The 21,095-nt window shown below is 55.0% G+C and carries 22 protein-coding genes; 17 read left to right on the top strand and 5 right to left on the bottom strand.

Features of this window, described 5'->3' with window-relative positions; all coding sequences use genetic code 11:
* Together ACFSW5_RS16720 and ACFSW5_RS16715 are read right to left on the bottom strand one after the other, a co-directional pair.
* Positions 1-200, bottom strand: a 200-nt coding sequence (locus tag ACFSW5_RS16720) for a hypothetical protein (RefSeq protein WP_379275415.1), incomplete at its 3' end; no start/stop codon positions are given.
* Positions 201-292: 92 nt separating this feature from the next.
* Positions 293-1,555, bottom strand: a complete 1,263-nt coding sequence (locus ACFSW5_RS16715) for a BaiN/RdsA family NAD(P)/FAD-dependent oxidoreductase (protein WP_379275412.1) — start codon at positions 1,553-1,555, stop codon at positions 293-295.
* Between the two features lie 125 nt (positions 1,556-1,680).
* Here ACFSW5_RS16715 and ACFSW5_RS16710 point away from each other — a divergent pair, with 125 nt between their 5' ends.
* The 10 genes from ACFSW5_RS16710 to ACFSW5_RS16665 all read left to right on the top strand — a co-directional run bounded on the left by ACFSW5_RS16710 (position 1,681) and on the right by ACFSW5_RS16665 (position 10,120).
* A complete protein-coding gene (locus ACFSW5_RS16710) occupies positions 1,681-2,505 on the top strand; it encodes an alpha/beta hydrolase (RefSeq protein WP_379275410.1) in 825 nt (274 codons plus the stop codon).
* Positions 2,506-2,603: 98 nt separating this feature from the next.
* Positions 2,604-4,301, top strand: coding sequence for an ATP-binding protein (locus tag ACFSW5_RS16705; RefSeq protein ID WP_379275408.1), 1,698 nt, complete (start codon positions 2,604-2,606; stop codon positions 4,299-4,301).
* Positions 4,302-4,338: 37 nt separating this feature from the next.
* Positions 4,339-4,476, top strand: coding sequence for a hypothetical protein (locus tag ACFSW5_RS16700; protein ID WP_379275406.1), 138 nt, complete (start codon positions 4,339-4,341; stop codon positions 4,474-4,476).
* 217 nt (positions 4,477-4,693) lie between these two features.
* Positions 4,694-5,128 (top strand): BrxA/BrxB family bacilliredoxin, encoded by a 435-nt coding sequence (locus ACFSW5_RS16695; protein WP_379275404.1) that lies wholly within the window; start codon positions 4,694-4,696, stop codon positions 5,126-5,128.
* Positions 5,129-5,204: 76 nt separating this feature from the next.
* Positions 5,205-6,014, top strand: coding sequence for an ammonia-dependent NAD(+) synthetase (gene nadE / locus ACFSW5_RS16690; RefSeq protein WP_379275402.1), 810 nt, complete (start codon positions 5,205-5,207; stop codon positions 6,012-6,014).
* Positions 6,015-6,493: 479 nt separating this feature from the next.
* On the top strand, positions 6,494-6,889 hold the full coding sequence (gene acpS, locus ACFSW5_RS16685) for a holo-ACP synthase (RefSeq protein ID WP_379275398.1): 396 nt from the start codon (positions 6,494-6,496) through the stop codon (positions 6,887-6,889).
* A 67-nt stretch (positions 6,890-6,956) separates the two neighbouring features.
* Positions 6,957-7,193 (top strand): hypothetical protein, encoded by a 237-nt coding sequence (locus ACFSW5_RS16680; protein WP_379275396.1) that lies wholly within the window; start codon positions 6,957-6,959, stop codon positions 7,191-7,193.
* A 705-nt stretch (positions 7,194-7,898) separates the two neighbouring features.
* Positions 7,899-8,864 (top strand): hypothetical protein, encoded by a 966-nt coding sequence (locus ACFSW5_RS16675; protein WP_379275393.1) that lies wholly within the window; start codon positions 7,899-7,901, stop codon positions 8,862-8,864.
* A 114-nt stretch (positions 8,865-8,978) separates the two neighbouring features.
* Positions 8,979-9,479, top strand: coding sequence for an NUDIX domain-containing protein (locus tag ACFSW5_RS16670; protein WP_379275391.1), 501 nt, complete (start codon positions 8,979-8,981; stop codon positions 9,477-9,479).
* A 131-nt stretch (positions 9,480-9,610) separates the two neighbouring features.
* Positions 9,611-10,120 (top strand): GNAT family N-acetyltransferase, encoded by a 510-nt coding sequence (locus ACFSW5_RS16665; protein ID WP_379275389.1) that lies wholly within the window; start codon positions 9,611-9,613, stop codon positions 10,118-10,120.
* 140 nt (positions 10,121-10,260) lie between these two features.
* Here ACFSW5_RS16665 and ACFSW5_RS16660 read toward each other — a convergent pair whose 3' ends face one another.
* Positions 10,261-10,599 carry a c-type cytochrome gene (locus ACFSW5_RS16660; protein WP_379275386.1) on the bottom strand — a complete coding sequence of 113 codons (339 nt, stop codon included), beginning with the start codon at positions 10,597-10,599 and terminating at the stop codon, positions 10,261-10,263.
* 209 nt (positions 10,600-10,808) lie between these two features.
* Here ACFSW5_RS16660 and mutY point away from each other — a divergent pair, with 209 nt between their 5' ends.
* The 4 genes from mutY to ACFSW5_RS16640 all read left to right on the top strand — a co-directional run bounded on the left by mutY (position 10,809) and on the right by ACFSW5_RS16640 (position 13,981).
* Complete coding sequence (gene mutY, locus ACFSW5_RS16655; RefSeq protein WP_379275384.1) at positions 10,809-12,062, top strand: A/G-specific adenine glycosylase; 1,254 nt, start codon at positions 10,809-10,811, stop codon at positions 12,060-12,062.
* 16 nt (positions 12,063-12,078) lie between these two features.
* Entirely contained in the window at positions 12,079-12,723 is a 645-nt protein-coding gene (locus tag ACFSW5_RS16650; protein ID WP_379275381.1) for a bifunctional 4-hydroxy-2-oxoglutarate aldolase/2-dehydro-3-deoxy-phosphogluconate aldolase, read from the top strand.
* 237 nt (positions 12,724-12,960) lie between these two features.
* Positions 12,961-13,326, top strand: a complete 366-nt coding sequence (locus ACFSW5_RS16645) for a winged helix-turn-helix transcriptional regulator (protein ID WP_379275379.1) — start codon at positions 12,961-12,963, stop codon at positions 13,324-13,326.
* Between the two features lie 106 nt (positions 13,327-13,432).
* Positions 13,433-13,981, top strand: coding sequence for a cysteine hydrolase family protein (locus ACFSW5_RS16640; protein WP_379275377.1), 549 nt, complete (start codon positions 13,433-13,435; stop codon positions 13,979-13,981).
* Between the two features lie 144 nt (positions 13,982-14,125).
* Here ACFSW5_RS16640 and ilvN read toward each other — a convergent pair whose 3' ends face one another.
* Together ilvN and ilvB are read right to left on the bottom strand one after the other, a co-directional pair.
* The gene (gene ilvN / locus ACFSW5_RS16635; protein WP_379275376.1) at positions 14,126-14,638 is read right to left on the bottom strand and encodes an acetolactate synthase small subunit; all 513 of its coding nucleotides are present in this window, start codon (positions 14,636-14,638) and stop codon (positions 14,126-14,128) included.
* The gene (gene ilvB / locus ACFSW5_RS16630; protein WP_379275374.1) at positions 14,628-16,418 is read right to left on the bottom strand and encodes a biosynthetic-type acetolactate synthase large subunit; all 1,791 of its coding nucleotides are present in this window, start codon (positions 16,416-16,418) and stop codon (positions 14,628-14,630) included. Before ilvB ends, ilvN begins: the two co-directional genes overlap by 11 nt.
* Before the next feature lie 161 nt (positions 16,419-16,579).
* Between ilvB and ACFSW5_RS16625 the strand changes: the two genes are divergently transcribed.
* From ACFSW5_RS16625 to ACFSW5_RS16615, 3 genes are all read left to right on the top strand, one after another.
* The gene (locus ACFSW5_RS16625; protein ID WP_379275417.1) at positions 16,580-18,661 is read left to right on the top strand and encodes a LuxR C-terminal-related transcriptional regulator; all 2,082 of its coding nucleotides are present in this window, start codon (positions 16,580-16,582) and stop codon (positions 18,659-18,661) included.
* 150 nt (positions 18,662-18,811) lie between these two features.
* On the top strand, positions 18,812-19,447 hold the full coding sequence (locus ACFSW5_RS16620) for a TetR/AcrR family transcriptional regulator (protein WP_379275371.1): 636 nt from the start codon (positions 18,812-18,814) through the stop codon (positions 19,445-19,447).
* Positions 19,448-19,680: 233 nt separating this feature from the next.
* On the top strand, positions 19,681-21,003 hold the full coding sequence (locus ACFSW5_RS16615; RefSeq protein ID WP_379275369.1) for a TolC family protein: 1,323 nt from the start codon (positions 19,681-19,683) through the stop codon (positions 21,001-21,003).
* The last annotated feature ends 92 nt before the right edge of the window (positions 21,004-21,095 follow it).

Here is a 21,095-nt window from a genome sequence, read left to right as displayed (position 1 = left end):
GAAGCGCCAGCGCTGCGGGCAGCACTGCGTGCGCCGCTAGAGGCGGCTGCGCCGATTGCTCCTCGACCCTGCTGCACGAGAATGAGCGGATAAGGAACGGCCAGGGCGCCGTTCCTGGCAGCATGCCTTGCTTTTTTAAGCGTCGTTGTTCTCCCCGCATCCGTTTTTTTACGGATTTTATTTCTTTGAGGTAGAGCCATAAAGCTTTGTCGCCTCCCGAATAACCATGCTATCAGCTTATTCGCAGGGCTACTCTATGAATCGGACGATTGGACTCATTCATTGGCACATTTTACGCTAGCCGTTCGGCCGCATGCTTCCCCGCGGCATAGCCGGTAGAGAAAGCGGCCGTAATGTTGTAGCCGCCGGTATACCCGTGTATGTCCAATATTTCTCCGCAGAAATAAAGGCCGTCCATCAGCTTGGACTGCATCGTTTTCGGATCGATTTCTTTCAAGTTTACGCCGCCGCCCGTTACGAAAGCGTCCTCGATGGACAATGTGCCGTAGACGCGGATCGGAAATCGTTTGATCAGCTTGGCAAGAGCAAGCCATTGCTGCTTCGGGATGTTGTCGTAAGTGAGCGTCTCCGCCAATTCGGCCCGCTCAAGCAGAAGAGGGATGAGCCGTTCGGGCAAATACGGCTTCAGCACGTTTTTTATCGTTTTTTTCGTTTCTTGTTCGGCAAGCCGAAGCGTTTCGTTATAAACCTCGTCCGCGCTTTTATCCGGCATAAGGTCGATCGACACTTCGATGTTGCCGACCTGGAATTGTTTCAACGCCTTGACGACGAACTGGCTGCACCGAAGCGCGATCGGCCCGGATACGCCGAAATGGGTGAACAGCATGTCGCCCCGGTGCTCGATCAGCTTTTTGCCCTTCGGATTCCATACGGACAACGCAACGTCTCTTAAAGACAAGCCTTGCAGCTCCTTGCTTGTAATGAACGGCTCGTTCGACGTCAACGGAACCTCGGTCGGGAACAGCTCGGTGATGGTGTGGCCGGCCTCTTCGGCCCACTTGTACCCGTCACCGGTCGAACCGGTATGAGGTACGGATTTGCCGCCGGAGGCGACGATCGCGCAGCGGCATTTGAACGTTTGGCCGGAGACGAGCCGCACGCCCGTCACGCGTCCGGCTTCATATATAATGCGGCCGACGGGAGCGTTCAGCATAATCTCTACGCCTTGCTTGCGAACTTGTCCGATAAGGGTATCGACGACCGTCTTCGCTTTGTCCGTAACGGGGAACATGCGCCCGTTGTCTTCTTCCTTCAGCCGAATGCCTAGATTTTCGAAGAAGCGGATAATATCCCGGTTGCCGAATTGATGAAGCGCGCTGTACAAAAATTTGCCGTTGCCGGGGATATGGCGGATCAGCTCGTCCATGTCTTTATTGTTGGTGACGTTGCACCTGCCGCCGCCGGATATCCCGAGCTTCCGCCCCAGCTTCTCCCCTTTCTCGAGCAGCAGCACCTTGGCTCCCTTCCCGCTTGCCGCCACGCTGGCCATCAGTCCGGCGGAGCCGCCGCCGATTACAATTACGTCATAGGTCATCCGATATGTAACTCCTTTTGTTTCTTCCTCTATGTTCAAACGATTTGTTTGCATTGTATCATTAGTTTACCCATACATAATAGCACAAGCACAAGTCGATCTTCTGAAAGGAGACGAAAATAACGATGCTGCGGCATGATTGGACCATAGTCTGCAGAGACGGCGCGGAGCTTTACGTCCGGGAATGGCAGCCCTCGGAGGGAGTTGTAAAGGGGCTCGTCTGCCTGCTGCACGGCATGGGGGAGCATGGCGAACGTTATTCCCATTTGGCGAAGGCGCTTGCGGAAGACGGCTTTGCCGTCATAGCCCCGGATCAGCGAGGGCATGGACGAACGCCCGGGAAACGGGGACATATCCCGCCGTATGCCGCGATGGACGACGCGGAAACGGTATTGCGGGAAGCGATGGACAGACATCCGTTCGTCCCGGCGTTCTTGTACGGACATAGCATGGGAGGCAATATCGCGCTCAATTGCGCGCTTCGTTACAAGCCGCCGATTCGCGGGCTTGTGTTAAGCAGCCCATGGCTGCGGCTCGCGTTCCGTCCGCCGGCCGTCAAAGTATGGCTCGGGCGCGGGATCGCGCGGCTTTCGCCGGAATTTTCCCAGCCCACGGGCTTAAGGAAAGAGGATTTGTACCGGCCGGGCTATATCCGGGAAACGGAAGATCCGTATGTTCATACGTCCATTACCGTTTCCTCGTTTTTGGACTTGGAAGAGACGGGGAAATGGGCGCTCCGGCATGCGGCATCCCTTCATTGCCCGCTGCTGCTTCTGCACGGAACGGCGGACAGAATCACTTCTTGGGCGGCCAGCGCGGAGCTTTCGGACACGCTTGGCGAGCGTTGTCGATTTTTGTCCTGGCAGGACGGTCTTCACGAATTGCATAACGACGCGGAAGGGAAAGAAGTTATTTATGCCGTTTCGAATTGGATGCAAGGTCAATTGTAAATAAAGGAAAAATGTGCTTAAATCGTAGATAAGGCTAAGCAAACAAGGAAATTGTCCTCTATGAATTGCCAAAAGCGATTAGGGGAGACTGATCGTCTGTGTTGAAAGAACTGCTGTTGCAATTTGTCGTATCCTTGTTACCTGCCGTCTCCTACCAATTGTGGCACGAAACCGCCGGGAACCGGAGGAAGCGCCGGCTGCTTGTTAGCTTCATAAGCGCGGTCAGCTTGATTTCGTGTATCTTTTTGTACGACGATTTTATAGGTTATGCTTTCGATTTTCGCGTCGTTCCCTATTTAATAGGGGCGTTATACGGCGGTACGACGGCCATCGTAACGCTAAGCGCGCTTTATATCGGTACGGAAGCCTTCTTGTTCGATAATATTCGGGACTGCATCGCAAGTACCGGTTTGATCCTGATTCTGGCCGTATGGCTGCTGAAGTATGCCGGAACATTCCGGGCAAGCCCGACCCGGCATAAGGTCAAAATCGGCATCTATACGGCAGGCTTCGTCATCTTCTACAAAGCTTTGCACTTGCAGTACGACATTCAGATCAACAAATTATCCTGGACGCCGGCCACGGAGCTGGCGCTCGTCGTTTACATGATCGCTTGTCCGCTCGCCATCCACTTGTCCATCGCGATTATCGAGCTGCTGCAGCGAAACAAGCGGCTCCAGGATGAAATCCGGATCGTCTCCGCCAACTACCGGAATCAGGCGGAGAAGCTTCAACAGCTTATCGACGAAACGAATTTTGCCGTCCTTCTAGTGGACGAGAACGGACGATTGACCCATATAAACGAAATAGGCATGAAGCTGTTCGCGCTTGCCGCGAACGACGGCGGCACGGACTATTTTATCGGCTGGAATTATAACGATATTTTTGACCCGGCCGCCTCGGATTTGTGCATTAACTTACTGAACAAAGCGCTGGCCGGGGAGAGGATGGCGCTGGAGCCGCTTGTCGGCGAAGAGAAAATCTATTTAAAAAAGTCGTTCCCGCTTTACTCTGCGGACGACGACCGCATTGCCGGCGCCGCCCTTATCGTGCAGGATATTACCGAAATGTACCGGCTGCGCAATGAAGTCGGCCGGATGGAGCGGCTCAGCCTGGTCGGACAGATGGCGGCGAGCATTACCCACGAGATCCGCAATCCGATGGCCGTTATCCGGGGATTCGTCCAGCTGATGCGGGAAAAAAGCCCTTCGGATCAGCAGCAGTACTTTCGAATCGTCATGGACGAGCTGGATCGGGCCAACAATATAATAAGCGACTTTCTTTCTCTCGCCCAGAACCGCGTTCTGACGATGGAGCCGGGTTCTTTAAACGAGATTATCCTTACGATCTTCCCGCTGCTGGAGGCGGACGCGAATATGCGGGGCCAAGCGGTTCAGCTCGAGCTGGACGACGTGCCGGACATGATCATGAACGAGAAGGAGATGAAACAGCTTCTGTTAAATCTGGCCCGCAACGGAATGGAAGCGATGACGGACAAGGGCATGCTCCATATTGCGACGAAGCTGGAGGACGGATATATCTCTTTGACGGTTCGCGACGAAGGAACGGGGATACCGCAGCATAAAATCAAGCGATTGTTCGAGCCGTTTTTTACGACGAAGCAGCGCGGGACGGGGCTTGGCCTTCCGCTTTGCTTAAGCATTGCCGAGCGCCATTCCGGAAGAATCGACGTTATCTCCAAGCTGGGCGAAGGGACAAGCTTCATCGTTACCTTCGACCTTGCCGCCAATCATAAGGAGCCGCGCGGCCGCGCATACTATGAAACGGGCAGCTAGCAAGCGCTTAGGTTAAGCTTGGAAGGAGGATATCCGGATGGCAGGCAAGCAGCAAGGAAACTCGGCCGAGCAGAAGCGCCAGGCGAAGCAAAACGAATCCGCCCGTTCTTCGGCGCGGGAAAGCCAAGGCGGCTACGACAAAAAGTTGGACGGTCCGAACATTCCTTCAATTTAACCGGTATAAGCCCGGCGTCAGCTCGTTCGTCCGAACGATTCGCCGGGCTTATATTGTATCGCGGCGCGGTTTGTCCCTCGTCGGGACGGATGCGGCGCGATCGTTTTCGCCGAACCCAAATAAGCAACCGGAGTTACCCGCTTCGGTTGCTTTATTTTCAATAACGAAGGTATAATAGTAACTAAAATTAGGTTATTGCAAAGGAGCGATTTTACAAATGTCAATGTCATTTGAACGATATATGTTTGATATGATCCAGCCGATGCGCGACGAGCTTACGCAAATCGGCGTCAAGGAGCTGCGCACGCCGGAAGAAGTGGAAGCCGCTTTGAACGACAGCAAAGGCACCACGCTTGTCGTCGTCAACTCCGTATGCGGCTGCGCGGCGGGAATGGCGCGTCCGGCTGTAGCTCATGCGTTGCAGCATGACGTCGTTCCGGATCATCTGTATACGGTATTCGCCGGCCAGGACAAAGAAGCGACGGCCAAGGCGCGCGAATATTTTGCGCCGTATCCGCCGTCTTCCCCGTCGATCGCGCTTCTGAAAGACGGAGAGCTTGTGCATTTTATCGAGCGCCATCAGATCGAGAACCGTTCCGCTGCGGAAATTTCGGCCGACTTGACCGATGCGTTCGACCGTTTCTGCAAATAAAAAACGGTAGCCGGCAAGCCGGGCCGGACGAAATGGCGGGCTTGCCGCTTATCAAGAGATTAGGAGAGAGCGGACGATGAGCATCCAGCAGGAAATTATTGAGCGCTTGGGCGTCAAGCCGGAAATCGATCCGGATGCGGAAATCCGCAAGCGCGTAGATTTTTTAAAGGATTACGTGAAGAAATCCGGCAGCGCCGGCTTGTTGATCGCCATTAGCGGCGGCATCGACAGCGCCGTGACGACCGGCCTGTGCAAGCGGGCGACGGACGAGCTGACGGAGGAAACGGGACGCGAATATATGACGCTCGGCGTATTCCAGCCTTACGGCGATCAGTCGGATATCGCCGACAGCTATGCGGTCGCGGAAGCGTTCCAGCTGAAATACAAAGTGGAGACGAATATCGCCGAAGCGGTGGACGAAATCGCCCTTGAAGTCGAGCACGGCTTCAAAACGATGGGAATGCCCTGCCATCTGAGCCGCGGCGGCAAAGGCAACGTCAAAGCGAGAACGCGTATGGTTATGCAATATGCGCTGGCTTTTGAGCTGAACCTGCTTGTCGTCGGTACGGACCATGCATCCGAAGCCATTACCGGCTTCTACACGAAATGGGGAGACGGAGCGGTAGACATTACGCCGCTCAGCACCTTGAACAAGCGTCAAGTGCGCCAGCTTGCAGCCAAGCTTGGCGTACCGCAAAGCGTGCTGGACAAGGCGCCGACGGCCGGGTTATGGGAAGGGCAAACCGATGAAGGCGAGCTCGGCATTACGTACGAAAGCAACAGCGATTACCTCGAAGGGAAAGATATCGACCCTGCGGCTAAGGAAAAGCTGGAAAACCAGTATCGTAAAACGCAACATAAACGCGATCCGATTCCGGGCATTTAACGGATCGCAAGACAGCCTGAGGCGACAAACGTTGAACGCTTCAGGCTGTTTTTCATCTTGTATTCAATCTTATCGCTTCACATCGAAGCCATTTCTGCGAACCCCGAAAATGAAAGCGTTTTAATTTTCTTCGGGACCAAGTAACGTATTTCGTCAAGTCCTGCATACAATAATCATACAGAAATATGCGTAATTTTTTCGATTGCGCCTATAAGAAAACAAAAATAGGGGAATACTTCTATTTGGATATGTATGCGTTTACGAAATGCGCAAAGGAGAGATGGCGGATGATCTACCGCGAAGGCGATTTGAAGATTGGCGTTATTAACGGACTCATATTGTCCGTTCCGCTGTGGGCCGTCATTATCGGGCTGCTGGTTCGTTGAAGCTGTAACTTGTTTTCTTAAGCGAGAACAAGCCGTTGACGTATGGCCGGCTTTTCTGATAATGTCGCTTCAGTATGGAAGCGGAGGGAAAAGATGATTGTTGGCATCGGTCACGATATAGCCGATATGGACAGAATCGAGAAGATTTTGTCGGGGCATACGTCGAAGCGGTTTATGGAACGAATATTGACAAAGAATGAGCTGGAGCTTGCTATGCGGTATGAAGGGAAACGGCTCGTACAATTTGTTTCGGGCCGATTTGCCGCGAAGGAAGCGGTCGTTAAAGCGATTGGCTGCGGAATAGGCGACAAGGTCGGGTTCGGGGATATTGACATTATGCCGGACGTCACCGGCAAGCCCGGCTGCAGCCTGTCGGATGAGGCTTGGCGGAGAATAGACCGAAGCCCCGAAGCGGAACGGATCCATGTAACGATCTCTCATGATCGTTCCATCGCTTCGGCAGTTGCCGTAATGGAGCGGCTCGGCTGACGGAACGCGCGCCAACCGTGCTCCGGGCGGCCGATATTTCGGCGATGAGCAAGAGGGTGAAGCGCTGATGAAACGGATAAGCGGCAAACGCAAATACAGGCTGGGCGAAGACGTTCCGCAAGACGGCCTCTATTCGGATGATTGGGGAAGCGAGCTTGTTCTGATTAGCGGCGAGCGGTTCCCCGCGCATCCTTACATGGGCGATACCCGCTGGACCTACATCGGCCCTCCGGAATGCGAGTATGCCCGGGCCGGACGGAATGGCAAAAGCAATAGATCGTTAGAAGTTGTTTGGGACGGTTGAAGGCATGAAGCAAGCTCATCGGGCGTAGCCCGGCGGGCTTTTTTTATTGTGAGGGTCCTCCGCAGCATGTCGGCGGTATCCCGTTAGCTCAGGGAAACGGTGTATTCCACAGCATGTCGGCGGTATCCCCTTGGCTCAGGGAACGGGTGTATTCTACAGCATGTCGGCGGTATCCCCTTGGCTCAGGGGCGGGTATTCCGCAGCTTGTTGGCGATATCCCCTTGGCCAGGGGCGAGTATTCCGCAGCTTGTTGGCGATATCCCCTTGGCCAGGGGCGAGTATTCCGCAGCTTGTTGGCGATATCCCCTTGGCCAGGGGCGAGTATTCCGCAGCTTGTTGGCGATATCCCCTTGGCTCAGGGGCGGGTATTCCGCAGCTTGTTGGCGATATCCCCTTGGCTCAGGGAGCGGGTATCCCTAAGCATGTCGGCGGTATCCCGTTAGCTCAGACAGCCGGGGGCTTGAGTCTGCGTTTGTATTACTTTGGTTCAGGTTCGGATGCTCGTTTCGGCTTTTGGATTGCCTGAGCAAAGGGGATACTAACGAAAAGAAGAAACGAACCGGATCAAGTTGACTTATATACTATAGGGGGGTATACTATATACGAAAGAAAAAAATATAACGTTTCGGGTTTAAGGGAAGCGCTCATAGAGTCAAATGGGCGGTTCCGCTATTTATAATTTTGCGGACAAGGAGTGCATTTAACGTGACGATGAATCAAAGAGCTTTATTTGGCCGCACGAAGAAAATGGCGGCATTAGCTTCGCTGCTGGCGCTACTGGCCCTGCCGCTTGCGGCTTGCGGCACTTCTGTCGAAGACACGCGGCATGCAGCAGAAGGCGGCGGGCATGAACATGGCGGTGCGGAAGCCGGCGAAGGGGTCGCCGCGGATCCCGGCAGCGCCTCTTCGGCAGGACATGATGCGGCGGAGCACCGGCACGGCGAAGCGGAATCGGGCAGTGAAACGGTGCCGGACGATCTTGTACAGGCGGAGTGGACGTATAATAACGGCGACAAGCCGGAAGCGGGCAAAGAGACGACGGTCCGGATTATGCTGACCCGGGACGGCCAGCCGATTGAAAGCTTCGATACGACCCATGAGCAAAAACAGCATCTTATTATCGTAAGCTCGGACTTGTCGTATTTCAGCCATATCCATCCCGTCTTTAAGGGGGACGGGTTGTTTGAAGTGGAGACGGTATTCCCGACCGGCGGCGAATATACCCTTATCGCGGACTTCGTCCCGAGCGGCGGCAGCGCGATGCACCGTATGACGGTTGCCGAAGTGTCCGGCGCCGAGGCTGCATCGGTTCCGCTTGAACCGCAAACGCAATGGAATGCGACGGTCGACGGCATGAAGGCCGCTCTGACGTTTGACGGCAAGCTGAAGGCGGGCCGCGAGACGACGCTGAGCTACGAGCTGGCCGATGCGGAAACGGGTGAGCCGGTAACCGATTTGGAGCCGTATTTGGGGGAGATCGGGCATGTGGTCATATTGTCGCAGGATGCGGAGCAATATTTGCATGTCCACCCGCTTGAAGATCAAGGATCGGGCCCCGAAGCGAAGTTTATGACCAATTTCCCGTCGCCGGGCGTGTATAAAATATGGGCGCAGTTCAAGCGGAGCGGCGAGATCGTGACTATTCCTTTCGTTGTTGAAATCGAGTCTTAACCGCTTGCGGCAACGCTTCGCCGCGGCCGCCCGGTCAGGAGGAATTCCGCTGGCTCATGTCGAAGTTGGACATTTGCGTGAATGACGCGAATTGCAAGAAAGTGGGAAACAACGATGGAAATACGTCAAATGACAGCGGCTTATTTGTTTCACGGCGACCGGGTGCTGCTGATCCGCAAGGCGAACAGCCGGCTTCATGCGGGCGAGTTCTGGAGCGGAGTCGGCGGACATATGGAGGCGGAGGAGCTAAACAATCCGAAGCATACTTGTTTAAGGGAAGTGTACGAGGAATCCGGACTGGATGAGCACGATATCGAAGGGCTGGAGCTGAAATATATTTTGCTGCGCATCAAGGAACGGGAAATCAGGCAGCAGTTTGTTTATATGGGCAAAGCGAAACGGCAGGACGTCGTCTCTTCCGGCGAAGGAGAGCTGCATTGGGTCGAGCAAGGCGACCTGTTTCGCCTGCGCATGTCCGCGATCAACGGCTTTATGCTGGAGCATTATTTGCTTACTCCGAACCGAAACGGCGTTACGGTGGGAACGATTACGGCAAACAAGCTCGGAGAGCCATGTATGCAGTGGGCCGAATTAAACGACCCGCTTATTTTTTGACTACTGAAGAGACCTATGTTACGAGCATCCTTAAAAATGCTCCCGAACGACGGAGCGGGACGGTTATGTTTCAAACGATTTCCGCATATGGTGTACAGCGGTTTCAAACCTTCAGGAAGGAGCGCGGCAGCATGCACATACGTCCCGTGAAAGCGGACGACATTCCCGCCGTGCAAAGTGTCGCCCGGTTGTCTTGGGCGCATGCGTACAGCGGCATTTATCCTCCCGAATATATCGAAGCGTTCGTGGAGAGGGCCTATTCCTTTCAAAGCCTGGAGCAGTCGATCAGCCGGGACGAAGGAGACGAGGAACGTAAGTTTCTTGTTGCCGAGCTGGAAGGGGCGGGCGTTATCGGGTTCCTCCATATGAGGAAAGTGGACGAAAGAACGCATGAACTGCTGCGAATTTATTTGTTGCCGGAGCATCAAGGCGAAGGGGCGGGGACCCGCCTGCTGCACGAGGCTGTTCGCCGCAATGCGGTCCGCAGGCTGGAAGCCTGGGTGGAAGGACAAAACGCGTCGGCGCGCAGATTCTATGAAGGCAAAGGCTTTCGGGCGATCCGCTATGAAACGCAGACGTTCTCGGGCTATACGACTCAGCTTGTCGTTTATGAAAAAGATTACGGCCGGGCGATCGGCTGAAGCGAAGCGGGAGTGGCTGCAGGCATCATATAAGCAAAAAGCAAGCAGGCGGGCGCGGGTGGCCGGCCTGCTTGTTTCGTTGTGCGGGGAGAACTTATCGGCGAAGCATCTTGCCAACCCGGCCGGGGCGAGCGGGTCTTCTATTTCTTCTGTGCCAGCCATGCGGCGAGCCCCGCGATTTCTTCCTCCGACAGCCTGTCTTTTTGCGCGGGCATTCTTTTACTCCCGTTTGCGATCTGGTCGGCGATTTCCTGCTCGTTCATTCGCGAGCCGACCTGCTGCAGGTTCGTTCCCGGCCCCATACGCCCCTGCAGATCGGAGCCGTGGCAGCTGACGCAGTTCGCCGCGTACACGGCTGCCGTATCGGGCGGCGCGTCCATATGCGGCGCGCTTGCCTCCTTGCTTTCGCCGCCGCACGCGGTAAGGACGGCAGCGACGAGAAGCAGCGCGCCGGCGAGCGGGATCGTTTTTTTGGTCACAGACTCCCCTCCGTTTCCTGCTCCATACTGTCAACCAGCCCCTAGTATATCCGCAAAAGAAAAGACTGGCAATATCGGGAAACCGCCTTGCCGTGCGTCCGGCCGGGAGCCGCCGCTTGGCTTCAAGGCGATTGCCGGCAATCGTATCATTTTGCCCGGCCGCCCTTTATAATAGAGGCAACGATAAGCGCGAAGGAGATTTATAACGAATGAAAGTCGATGCAAAACAATATTTCAGCAAGGAGCTCCTTGCTTGGTATCAATTGGTGAAACGCGATCTTCCCTGGCGGAAAAACCGGGACCCTTACCGGGTGTGGGTGTCGGAAATTATGCTGCAGCAGACGCGGGTGGACACCGTTATCCCCTATTACGAGCGGTTTATGGCTAAATTTCCGACCGTGCGGCATTTGGCCGAAGCGCCGGAGGAAGAGGTGCTGAAAAGCTGGGAAGGGCTCGGCTACTACTCCCGCGCCCGCAATCTGCAAGCAGGCGCACGGGAAGTGGTGGAGCGGTACGGCGGCATCGTCCCGGACGACAAAGAGGCTGTAGCTTCGCTCAAAGGCGTTGGCCCGTATACGAGCGGCGCCATCATGAGCATAGCGTTTAATCGTCCCGAGCCGGCGGTGGACGGCAATGTGATGCGGGTGTTGTCCCGGTATTTTTGCCTGGAGGACGACATTGCCAAGCCTTCAACGAGAACAGGGATCGAGAAGCTGGCCGTTTCGCTTATTCCCGAAGGGGAAGCGGGCGATTTCAATCAGGCGCTGATGGAGCTCGGCGCGCTTGTATGCACGCCGAAGTCGCCGGTATGCCTCACATGCCCGGTGATGGAGCATTGCGCGGGCCGGCTTGCCGGCAAAGAAACCGAGCTGCCCGTCAAAACGAAAGCGAAGCCGCCGCGCGAGGAGCTTCGCGCAGCCGTTATCGTGGAAGGAAGCGGGGCGCATGCCGGCAAGGTGCTCGTGCGCCGTCGTCCCGACAAAGGGCTGCTGGCGCAAATGTGGGAAATTCCGCATTTGCTCGTGCCGGAGCATGGAGATGACGCTGCGCTTGCGGAGCAGCTGTCGCGCACATTGCATGAGGAGACGGGGCTGCTCATCCGCCCGAAGCTCGCGCTTATGGATGCGGAGCATGTGTTCAGTCATATTCATTGGAAAATGAAAATATACGCAGCCGATCTTGGCGCGGGCAGCGAGGATGGAGCGGGCAGCGCCGAGAGCGCGGAATGTACGTCTCGTTTGCGGGGCGGAGAGGAGATGCATCCTCTCTGGGCGGCGGAAGCGGCGGCCGCTTATGAATCCGGCTTCGGCGCGCCGGCTAATGCTGCCGGGGCCCGTACGGCCGAAGGCGGGGCGGAGACGCTGCCCGAGCCATATAGCTGGATTGGCCGCGACGATATGGAGCGGCTTACCTTTCCGAATTTATTCATACGGGTGCTGAACCATTATTTCGATAACCGATAACGGGGGAGAGACGGACATGCCGAACATGCTGGACATGCTGCTGGAGCATAAAATCGTAGCGATATTGCGGGGCATTGAAGACCGCCACGCCGACCGCGCCGGCAGAGCGCTGATCGACGGCGGCGTTAAGCTGATGGAGATTACGATGAACACGGCCGGGGCTCCGGCCATGATCGAAAGATGGCGGAGCCTCTTCGACGGCGAGGCTGCCGTCGGGGCGGGAACGGTGCTCGATGCGGACATGGCCCGCGATGCGATAGCCGCGGGCGCGCAATTTCTTATCTCGCCCAATTTGGATGAGGCGGTTATCGCTTACGGGCGGGAACGCGGCGTTGCCGTATGGCCCGGCGTCATGACACCGACCGAAATCGTGCGCGCCTGGAAGGCGGGAGCGGAAGCGGTGAAGCTGTTTCCGATGGCTTCGCTTGGGCTGAAGTATTTGTCCGAAATTCGCGGACCGCTCGACTCCATCCCGATTCTGGCTACCGGGGGCGTCGACGCGGACAATATCGGGGACTATTTCAAAGCGGGAGCAAACGCGGTAGGCATAGGGAGCAAGCTGCTGAATATGGAGTGGGTGCGCGAAGGAAGATTCGATCTGGTGACGGCGCAAGCCAAGCGGTTTACCGGGGCGGTACGCAGATTGGATTCGGTACAATAACGCTAATCGGAACGTTAGCCTGCCCGATACATAAAAAAAGGGCCTGCGGCTTCGGCCGCAGGCTGCAAGAGAGAATATATAATAAAGGGGGGTCATGAGTTCATTATAAGAAATGAACATGAAAGTAAGATGAAGTGAATGTTACAGTTACATTACAAATGGTATTTTTTGTATTAAACAGACCCCTCCCCTATTCCCCCCGAGCGCTTTTGATATCATTGGATAGAGGTGAATTCTATGATAATTCGAGAGATCTGTACATGCCCGCTAGAGATCGTTCATGACATCATCAAAGGTAAATGGAAAACAATGATCATATTTCAATTGAGAAACGGGAATACGTCCTTGGCTCAACTGGAGCGGGATATCGACCAGATAACCCAAAAGATGCTGCTGCAGCATTTAAAAGAACTTAAAGCTTGCGGGATCGTTGATAAAATCAAAACGGAAGGTTATCCGCTGCATGTCGAATACTATCTTACGGACCGCGGGAGAAAGCTGCTGGATGCGGTACTGATTATGCAAGAGATCGGCATTGAATATATGGTGGAACGGGGTCAAACCGAACTTCTGGATCGCAAAGGCATCCGATATAAAAATTGAATTCATTGCCCATACCTACAAAAAAGTGGGTAATTCACGGTTCACTATACCGAAATTATAATGCTTGTAGAAACAATTTATACTACGAGCAGAGGAGCCGTGTAACATGAATACCGCGTTAGTATTGGTAGACATTCAGAACGATTATTTTAAAGGAGGCAGAAACGAGTTATTCAACACCGATCAGGCGGCAACCCATGCCCAGGAAGCGTTGTCGTTATTCCGGGAAAAGGGTTTGCCTGTTGTTCACATCCAGTGTATTCTTCTAGAGAATAACGCTACATTTTTTCTTCCCGATACGGAAGGCATCGAAATCCATGAACGAGTAAAACCCCAAGCTGGCGAAAAAGTGATTGTTAAACATACTCCGGACAGCTTTTTTCAAACGGAATTACAATCCTATCTTGAATCGATTAACGTAACGCGGTTAGTCATTGGCGGCATGATGAGCCACATCTGTATTGATTCGACTGTGAGAACCGCACATCGATTGGGCTATGAAGTAATATTGCTCGGCGAAGCGTGTACGACCAGAGATTTAGTATGGAAGGATAACGTGATCCCTGCAAAAACCGTTCACGATACTTTTATGGCGTCATTACAGGATACCTTTGCTCAAGTAATAGACACTGGAAGCCTTTACGACACCATTTAACCGCCTCTTATAACCGGTACCCATAGACTCTCGCCCTATAAATTAGGTGCGGGCTATGGGTACCTTTTTTATACCGGTCGGTTACTAGCATTAACGCTCATTTTGGACAAAATGTCCATGCTAAACAGTTCTGACGATGCCGGTTTAAAGACATTCAGCCAGTATGCCGCTCCGGACAACCCGCAGCGGAGAGAGCGGGCGCAGCTCCTCAAGGAGCGCCTGAAGCCGCTCGGGGGCTGCAGCGGCTTGAAGGAGCAGCATGCCATTGTTCCGTTCAAGGAGCGTGACCGTACCCTGCTGCTGATGCGGGCCGATGAGAAGCAACGCTTCGTTTGTGTCGGCAAGCTTGATGAGGGCCAGCTCGCGCCTTACGCAGCTTTCCGCCTCCAAAGGCTCGACGGCAAGAACATCGATCAACTTGCCGAGCTGATGCCGAATTTGGAGGGAGGAAGCGCGTCCGTCCGGCGTCGTCTGCAGCGTGATGCGCGACAGGCCGCTTTCCTCGCTTCGGCCGACCGCAATACTGGCTATATTGATTCCCCGCCGCGTCAATAACGCGCAAATCCGTTGCAGGACACCGGGGCTGTCCTGCACAAGAAGGGAGAATATATAAGCCTCCCGGCTCGCCTCCAATGCTCCCGGCTGTTTATTGCTCATGACGGCTGCTCCTTTCATTGTGCTTGAGGTCCATATCCCGCATCGTAAGCATATCGGACAAAGTGCTGCCAACCTGGATCATGGGCAGCACAAGCTCGTCCGGATCGATCCAGAAATCGAGCAGAACCGGGCCCGGATGGGCTAACGCTTCGTGCCAAATCCGTACGGCGTCCGCTTTGTTGTCGGCGCGCAGCCCTTTTATGCCGTAGGCTTCGGCCAGCTTGACGAAATCCGGGCTGCCGGAAAGATCGATATGGCTGTGCCGTCCTTCGTAGATAACCTCCTGCCATTGGCGGATCATGCCCAGCGTCCGGTTGTTCAAGATGACGATTTTAACCGGGATGCGGTGGATGCTGCAGATGGCCAGCTCCTGGGCGCACATTTGGATACCGCCGTCCCCGTTGACGGAGACGACAAGCGCATCCGGATTGGCGATCTGAGCGCCGATCGCCGACGGCAGGCCGAATCCCATCGTGCCGAGTCCGCCGGAGGTAATGAAGGAGCGGGGATACGTAAAGCTGTAAAACTGCGCCGTCCACATTTGGTGCTGGCCGACGTCGGTCGTTACAATGGCGCGTCCGCCTGTCGTTTCACAGATCGTCTCGATGACGAACTGCGGCTTCAAGGCGGCCGGATCCCGGTCGTCATAACGAAGCGGCTCGGCCTCCCGCAGCTGCCGAAGGCATTGCAGCCACGGTTCGTAGCGTCTTCGGTCTATATTCCGCTTATTGAGCAGCGTCAGAACGGCTTTGGCGTCGGCGGCAAGCTTCAACTTGGCGGGAACGATCTTGCCGAGCTCGGCCGCATCAATGTCGACGTGAATTACGGCGGCATTCGGAGCGAAGCCGTCCAGCCTCATCGTGACGCGGTCGTCGAAGCGGGCGCCCAGACAGATCAGGCAGTCGGTTTCGACAAGCGCCCGGTTCGCGGCGACAGTTCCGTGCATGCCCGGCATCCCGATCCAGCAGGGATGGCTGCTTGGGAAGCCGCCGAGTCCCATAAGCGTCGTGACGACGGGGATTGACGCCTTCTCCGCGAAGGCGATTAGCTCGGAGGAGGCATCGGCGTGCACGATGCCTCCCCCGGCGAGGATGACCGGGCGCAAGGCGCCGGAGAGCAGGTCCATGATAGCGTCGATCTGCCCGTCCGAAGGGTCGGGAAGCAGCCGATAGCCGGGCAGTTGGAGCTGCTCGGGATATTCATAGAGCGCCCGCGAAGCGGATACATCCTTCGGAATGTCGATTAACACGGGGCCTTTTCGGCCCGTTCCCGCGATATAGAACGCCTCCCGCACCGTTCTGGCGATATCGCCGGCATCGCGTACGAAGAAGCTGTGCTTCGTAATGGGCATCGTAATGCCGACGATGTCGGCTTCCTGGAACGCGTCGGTACCGATCTGATCGGAGGGCACATTGCCGGTAATGACGACCAGCGGCACCGAATCCATATAGGCGGTGGCGATTCCGGTGACCAGATTGGTCGCGCCGGGCCCGGACGTTGCCAGGCAGACGCCCGTGCGTCCGGTTGATCTTGCGTATCCGTCGGCAGCGTGGATCGCCCCCTGCTCATGGCGGGTCAGCACATGGTTGAAGCTTTTGTTCCCGTGCATGGCGTCATAGATGTACAGAACGGCCCCGCCAGGGTAGCCGAATACGCAGTCGACGCCTTCAAGCAACAGGGAACGCAGCAAAATTTCCGAGCCGGTCAGCCATTCGGCCTGTTTCAGCCTGTCTTGTCCAGCCTTGTCGAACGAATGAAAATTCGAGTAGATATCTTTCATCGGGACCTCCTTGATGTGCGAAATGAATTGGAATGTCTCCTTAAAACATACAGGGATGAACGCTTCCCCGGCAGTCTGCTGCAGTATCGATTTGGCTACACGATAGTATCGGACTTTGGTATACTTTGAACTAAAATGGGATTAGGTTAACGGTGATCGAGATGAACGATATACCTAAGAGAACGCGTACATGGGGCGAAAACCTGGACGATTGGGAGCGGAGATTGATCGTCGGCAGGGAGAAGGAACAAAACGATTTTCATCATTTTTTGAACGGGAGCGGCGGCTTTGCGCATAAGCCGCTGCTCCGGGTAACCGGGCCGGCCGGCATCGGCAAAACCTTCCTGTTGAAGCTGTGGAGACGGGAGGCCAAGGAGCGGGGGATCGTATGGCTGGATGCGGACGCTTCCGTGCGTATGAAGCCGGTCGAATGGCTGACGGCGCTGGCTAAAGAGCTTCCATCGGCGAAGCTGCCCGCCGAAGCAAGCGACGCTGCGCCTGAGGCCGGCTCGGGAAGCCGGGAGTCCTCGCTATTGGAGGCGTGCCTTCATGCTTTGAACAATGGCGGCGGCGACGCTTCCACCCGGATCGTTCTCTGCCTCGATGCCTGCGATGGAGCCGGACGGCTCGAGCAATGGCTCGGCTCGGCGTTCTTTCCGCGTCTTGGCATGCATGTCAAGGTGGTCATGGCGGGAAGGGCGTTCAGCCATCGGCAATCGCTTGCCGAATGGGGGCACCTGACCGCCACGATGCCGCTTGGCAGGCTGAGCGAGCGGGAAGTAAGCCGTTATGCGGCCCGCTGCGGGCTTGACGCAGAGATGGCACAGCGGCTGTGGCTGGCGTCGAAAGGGCATCCGCTTACGATGGCTCTGGCGGCGGAGGCAATCCGCGAGCGGGGAGACCGTTGGCCGTACGACGCGGCGGCGCACGCCGAGTTGTTCGAGCAGGTCGTGGAGGACTGGCTGCGGGAGATCCCGGACGAGGAGATGCGGGAACTGCTTTCCTATGCGTCCGTGCTGCGCGTTTTCAATCGGGAAAGCTTAGCTGCCGTATACGGAAAAGCCGTATCCTCAACTGCGTTTGAAAGGCTTATCGGAAGCTGGTATGCCGAGCGGACAGCGACGGGATGGGCGCTGCAGCCGCAGCTGAAGGAAGCGCTGGAATGGCGCTTCAAGCGCAGAGAGCCGGTGCGTTACGGGGAGGTGCGCAAGCGTGCCGCGTCGTACGTGCTTTGCCGGCTTTATGAGGCGAGACACGCCGCAGGGGCGATGGATGCGAGCATGACCGATTTGCTTTATTATGCCGAGCATCCGATATTGAAAGCCCACTTTCATATGAGAGCGGACGAAGGATACCGCTGGGTACCGCTCGACGCCTCCCGCGTGGCGCGCGCAGCCGCTTATTTGGACCGTAGGCGGACGGAAGCCGGGACGCAGCAAATCGTATGCGGCCACCCGGAGAACGGAGAGGTGTTCCGTTACGAATTGAGCGGGGAGGAAAGTCTGCTCCGAATCCGGGATATCGGGCTGCGGGAGCTGCAGGACCGCCGGTCCATTGTCAAGCTGCTTGTCGGCGAGACGGAGGAAGTGCTGGGTCTTGCGGTCATTTGGCCGATCACCCCGCATACGGTCGCAAAGCTGCGCGAAGACCGCTATACGGCGTCCTACCTGCGAGCCCAGCGGCCGGAGACGCTGAAACAGCTGCTTCAGAATAAAAGCGCTTTTATCCGGACGATCGATATTGCAAATATGGCCGATGACGGGCTGCGGCATCAATCTTTCGGCTTGATGCTGGACTGCTTATATGAATTCGATATTATCGCCGCATCCCCGCCTCCCGTTAAGTTTTATGAGGACAGCCACCGGAGCGTCGGCTTCGAGCCTGTAAGCGGTGCGGTTCACGATGCCTACGGAGCGGCAAAATGGGCCCAGGTTTACGAGCTGCAGCTGCAGGGCAGCGGCTTTCTGGATTACGCCGTTCGAATGCTGCAAGGGGTAGAGCAGCCTCAAGCGGCTGCCGAACGTTCGGTCGGCGCCGGCGGCGGCATCGCGAAGCCGGAGGAGCCGCTGACAGAGAGGGAGGCTGAAATTGCCGGGTTAATGGCGGAAGGCCGGACGAACGCGGAAATCGCCGCTGAGGTTTATCTCAGCATTGTGACGGTTAAAAAGCATGTCGGCGCCATATACCGGAAATACGGCGTCACAAACCGGGCGCAGTTGATGGCTAAGCTCCTGAAAGGCTAGCCGCCAATCGTTGGTGGCTAGCCTCAAGCGGTCTTGCGATTTAGCCAAGCGCCCGGCATACGGGAGATGTTCCGGAACGAATTGACATAACGGAACAACTAAGCTATAATTTCGTTCAACAAATGTTCAATGAAATGAGGCTACGTCAATATGAAAGAGTATGTTGAACGTAACTTGCGGCAGGAGCAAGCAGCCGAAACCCGCGAGAAGCTGCTCGCCGCCGCCAAGTCCTTGTTTGCGGAGAAAGGATATCATGCCACCCCGGTTCGCGCGATTAACCGTAAATTAAATATGGGGGACGGTATCCTCTATCATTATTTTCCGGGCGGCAAGAGAGAAATCCTTTTGGTTTTATTGCAAGAGAGTTTCGAGAATCGAATCAAGATTTTGAATCAGACGAACGAAGAAACCGAGCAAATGCCGCTCGAAGACGTATTAAATCTTGTGTTCACGAGAGCGCAGGAGCTATTTATGACCGATAAGGAATTAATGCGGATCCTTATTCGCGAAAGCGATATTTTGGATTTAAGGGAAATCGTGCAGCTCTCCTCCATGATTCGGGAGAGAGTGAACTGGCTCACCGATTTTTTGGAACGCCGTTATGAAAAAGGCGAAATCCGGAAAATAGATTTTAAAATGGGCGCCGTCCAAATGATGACCATGTCTATGCTCATTTTTAGCGACACTTTTATCGGCCTTAATTTGCTCGGAGAATTCGACCCGTCCAATTACCGCAAACAGCTTATCCGTTATTTGATGGATTTGTGGAAACCGACGGAACAATAATCGGTAAGACGACAATGTTTTTGAAACGATGTCGTCTTTGTTTTTATTATTGACGGATATATCCAGCCGAAGTATAATTTCGTTGCGCAATCGTTCAATCAATTGGGTTAGTCGGTAAAGCTCAAGTGCGAACGAAATTTTTTATGCTTTTTAATTCACCAATCGTTCAATCAAATTGAGGGTTGGTTTTACATACACACGTAAACAAGCAGACATACGGAGGATGGGAATGGATGAGAAAAACGATCGTATACGGAACAATAGCGGCGATGGCTATCGCTTGCGCCCAGCCGGCATTCGCTTCAAGCAGCGCGGAGGATACGGCAGCCGCAGATGCCGCTTTGGATTCGTCGTTTGCGGATGAAGGCGAGCTCGAGCGGGTCGATAGTCTCGATCTGGAAACGGCGCTCAGCCGGGCCATTAACGATTCCGACAATTTGGCGCTGCTGGAGCTCAAGTATGAAGCGCTTGGACAAAAGCAGAAGGATCTGGAGAAAACGGCCGACGATCTCGAAGAAGCGGAGCCGCCCAATTACGCCCTTCCCGGCTCGGCCGGAAGCATATTGTCCGATCCGGATTATCAAATCCCGGAGGACGCGACGCCGGATCAATTGTTGTGGCTTGGCCCTGTCGTTGAGAACAATGCGATTACCAACGGCCTTATGCAGGGCATGATCGGCATGATAGAGGGAATGAACGGGCTGATTGCCTCCCAGCGCAACCAGGCGGAAGTAGCCGCCAAGCAAATGGAAAACAACCGCGCCAATACGGAGCTCGATCAGGCGGAAGCAAAAGAAGGTATTGCCCTCCAGATGACGGGACAATACATTCAGCTGCTTGGAGAGCGGAAGCAAATCGAGCTTCTGGAAGACTACATTGAAGTGCTGGAAGGGGATGTCGCGAAGGCGGAAGCCTTGCAGCAGGCTGGCATGGCGTCCGCCGACGATATCGAACAACTGCAGCGTCAAATTGCGGCACAAAAAGATTCTTTAAAGACGGTGTCTAACAACTACCAGCTTGGCCTCGTTCAGCTTTCCTTCGATTTAGGCATAGCTTACAATCCCGATGTGTCGCTGGAGCCGGTCGAGTTTACCGTGCCTGCGGCAGCGGATCGGACGGATACGGAAACGATACTTGCCGGGTCGTTTGAACTGAAACGGTTGTACAACAACATTAACCAGGCCGAATGGGAGAAGGATCACACCGATACGTCCACCAGTTACGGCGACAGTTATTTGCAGACAAGCGTAGAGCTGGCGGAAAAGCAGGCCGATCAGGCCAAGACCGATCTCCGCAAGGCGATCGAATCGCTTTACACCGAAGCGGACAATGCTTATAGCAGCTATGCGGCAGCGGCCCGCGTTTTGGAAGAGCAGCGAAGAGATTACGAGAAGATGAAGCTCCGGTACGAATACGGTTTGATTTCCGCGCACGATTTGAACGATTTTGCTTTTCAAGTACAGCAATACGAGACCAAAGCGGAGATCGCCAGACTTCAAGCGTTTATGCTGAGCCGGCAGATCGAAGCGATGGAACGCGGATTTATACAATCGTAATTTGCCGGCCATTCGATAACTCCATATAAAAGAGAGAATATAACGGGAGAGCTGAGAGAATGAAGAAAAAGGCCATCATGTACGTCGTATTG

Source organism: Paenibacillus thailandensis (assembly GCF_042685365.1).
GTDB lineage: Bacteria > Bacillota > Bacilli > Paenibacillales > Paenibacillaceae > Paenibacillus_AP > Paenibacillus_AP thailandensis.
The sequence above is the reverse complement of the archived record's forward strand: the minus strand, read 5'-3'. Positions and strand labels throughout refer to the sequence as shown.

What these genes read in the sequence shown, in the direction of transcription:
- ACFSW5_RS16645 (WP_379275379.1), top strand. Translation starts at nt 12,961, where the DNA reads ATGATAATTCGAGAGATCTGTACATGCCCGCTAGAGATCGTTCATGAC.
- ACFSW5_RS16695 (WP_379275404.1), top strand. Translation starts at nt 4,694, where the DNA reads ATGTCAATGTCATTTGAACGATATATGTTTGATATGATCCAGCCGATG.
- acpS (WP_379275398.1), top strand. Translation starts at nt 6,494, where the DNA reads ATGATTGTTGGCATCGGTCACGATATAGCCGATATGGACAGAATCGAG.
- ACFSW5_RS16670 (WP_379275391.1), top strand. Translation starts at nt 8,979, where the DNA reads ATGGAAATACGTCAAATGACAGCGGCTTATTTGTTTCACGGCGACCGG.
- mutY (WP_379275384.1), top strand. Translation starts at nt 10,809, where the DNA reads ATGAAAGTCGATGCAAAACAATATTTCAGCAAGGAGCTCCTTGCTTGG.
- ACFSW5_RS16650 (WP_379275381.1), top strand. Translation starts at nt 12,079, where the DNA reads ATGCCGAACATGCTGGACATGCTGCTGGAGCATAAAATCGTAGCGATA.
- ACFSW5_RS16640 (WP_379275377.1), top strand. Translation starts at nt 13,433, where the DNA reads ATGAATACCGCGTTAGTATTGGTAGACATTCAGAACGATTATTTTAAA.
- ACFSW5_RS16620 (WP_379275371.1), top strand. Translation starts at nt 18,812, where the DNA reads ATGAAAGAGTATGTTGAACGTAACTTGCGGCAGGAGCAAGCAGCCGAA.
- ACFSW5_RS16710 (WP_379275410.1), top strand. Translation starts at nt 1,681, where the DNA reads ATGCTGCGGCATGATTGGACCATAGTCTGCAGAGACGGCGCGGAGCTT.
- ACFSW5_RS16700 (WP_379275406.1), top strand. Translation starts at nt 4,339, where the DNA reads ATGGCAGGCAAGCAGCAAGGAAACTCGGCCGAGCAGAAGCGCCAGGCG.
- ACFSW5_RS16615 (WP_379275369.1), top strand. Translation starts at nt 19,681, where the DNA reads ATGAGAAAAACGATCGTATACGGAACAATAGCGGCGATGGCTATCGCT.
- ACFSW5_RS16715 (WP_379275412.1), bottom strand. Translation starts at nt 1,555, where the DNA reads ATGACCTATGACGTAATTGTAATCGGCGGCGGCTCCGCCGGACTGATG.
- nadE (WP_379275402.1), top strand. Translation starts at nt 5,205, where the DNA reads ATGAGCATCCAGCAGGAAATTATTGAGCGCTTGGGCGTCAAGCCGGAA.
- ACFSW5_RS16625 (WP_379275417.1), top strand. Translation starts at nt 16,580, where the DNA reads ATGAACGATATACCTAAGAGAACGCGTACATGGGGCGAAAACCTGGAC.
- ilvN (WP_379275376.1), bottom strand. Translation starts at nt 14,638, where the DNA reads ATGAGCAATAAACAGCCGGGAGCATTGGAGGCGAGCCGGGAGGCTTAT.
- ACFSW5_RS16665 (WP_379275389.1), top strand. Translation starts at nt 9,611, where the DNA reads ATGCACATACGTCCCGTGAAAGCGGACGACATTCCCGCCGTGCAAAGT.
- ACFSW5_RS16680 (WP_379275396.1), top strand. Translation starts at nt 6,957, where the DNA reads ATGAAACGGATAAGCGGCAAACGCAAATACAGGCTGGGCGAAGACGTT.
- ilvB (WP_379275374.1), bottom strand. Translation starts at nt 16,418, where the DNA reads ATGAAAGATATCTACTCGAATTTTCATTCGTTCGACAAGGCTGGACAA.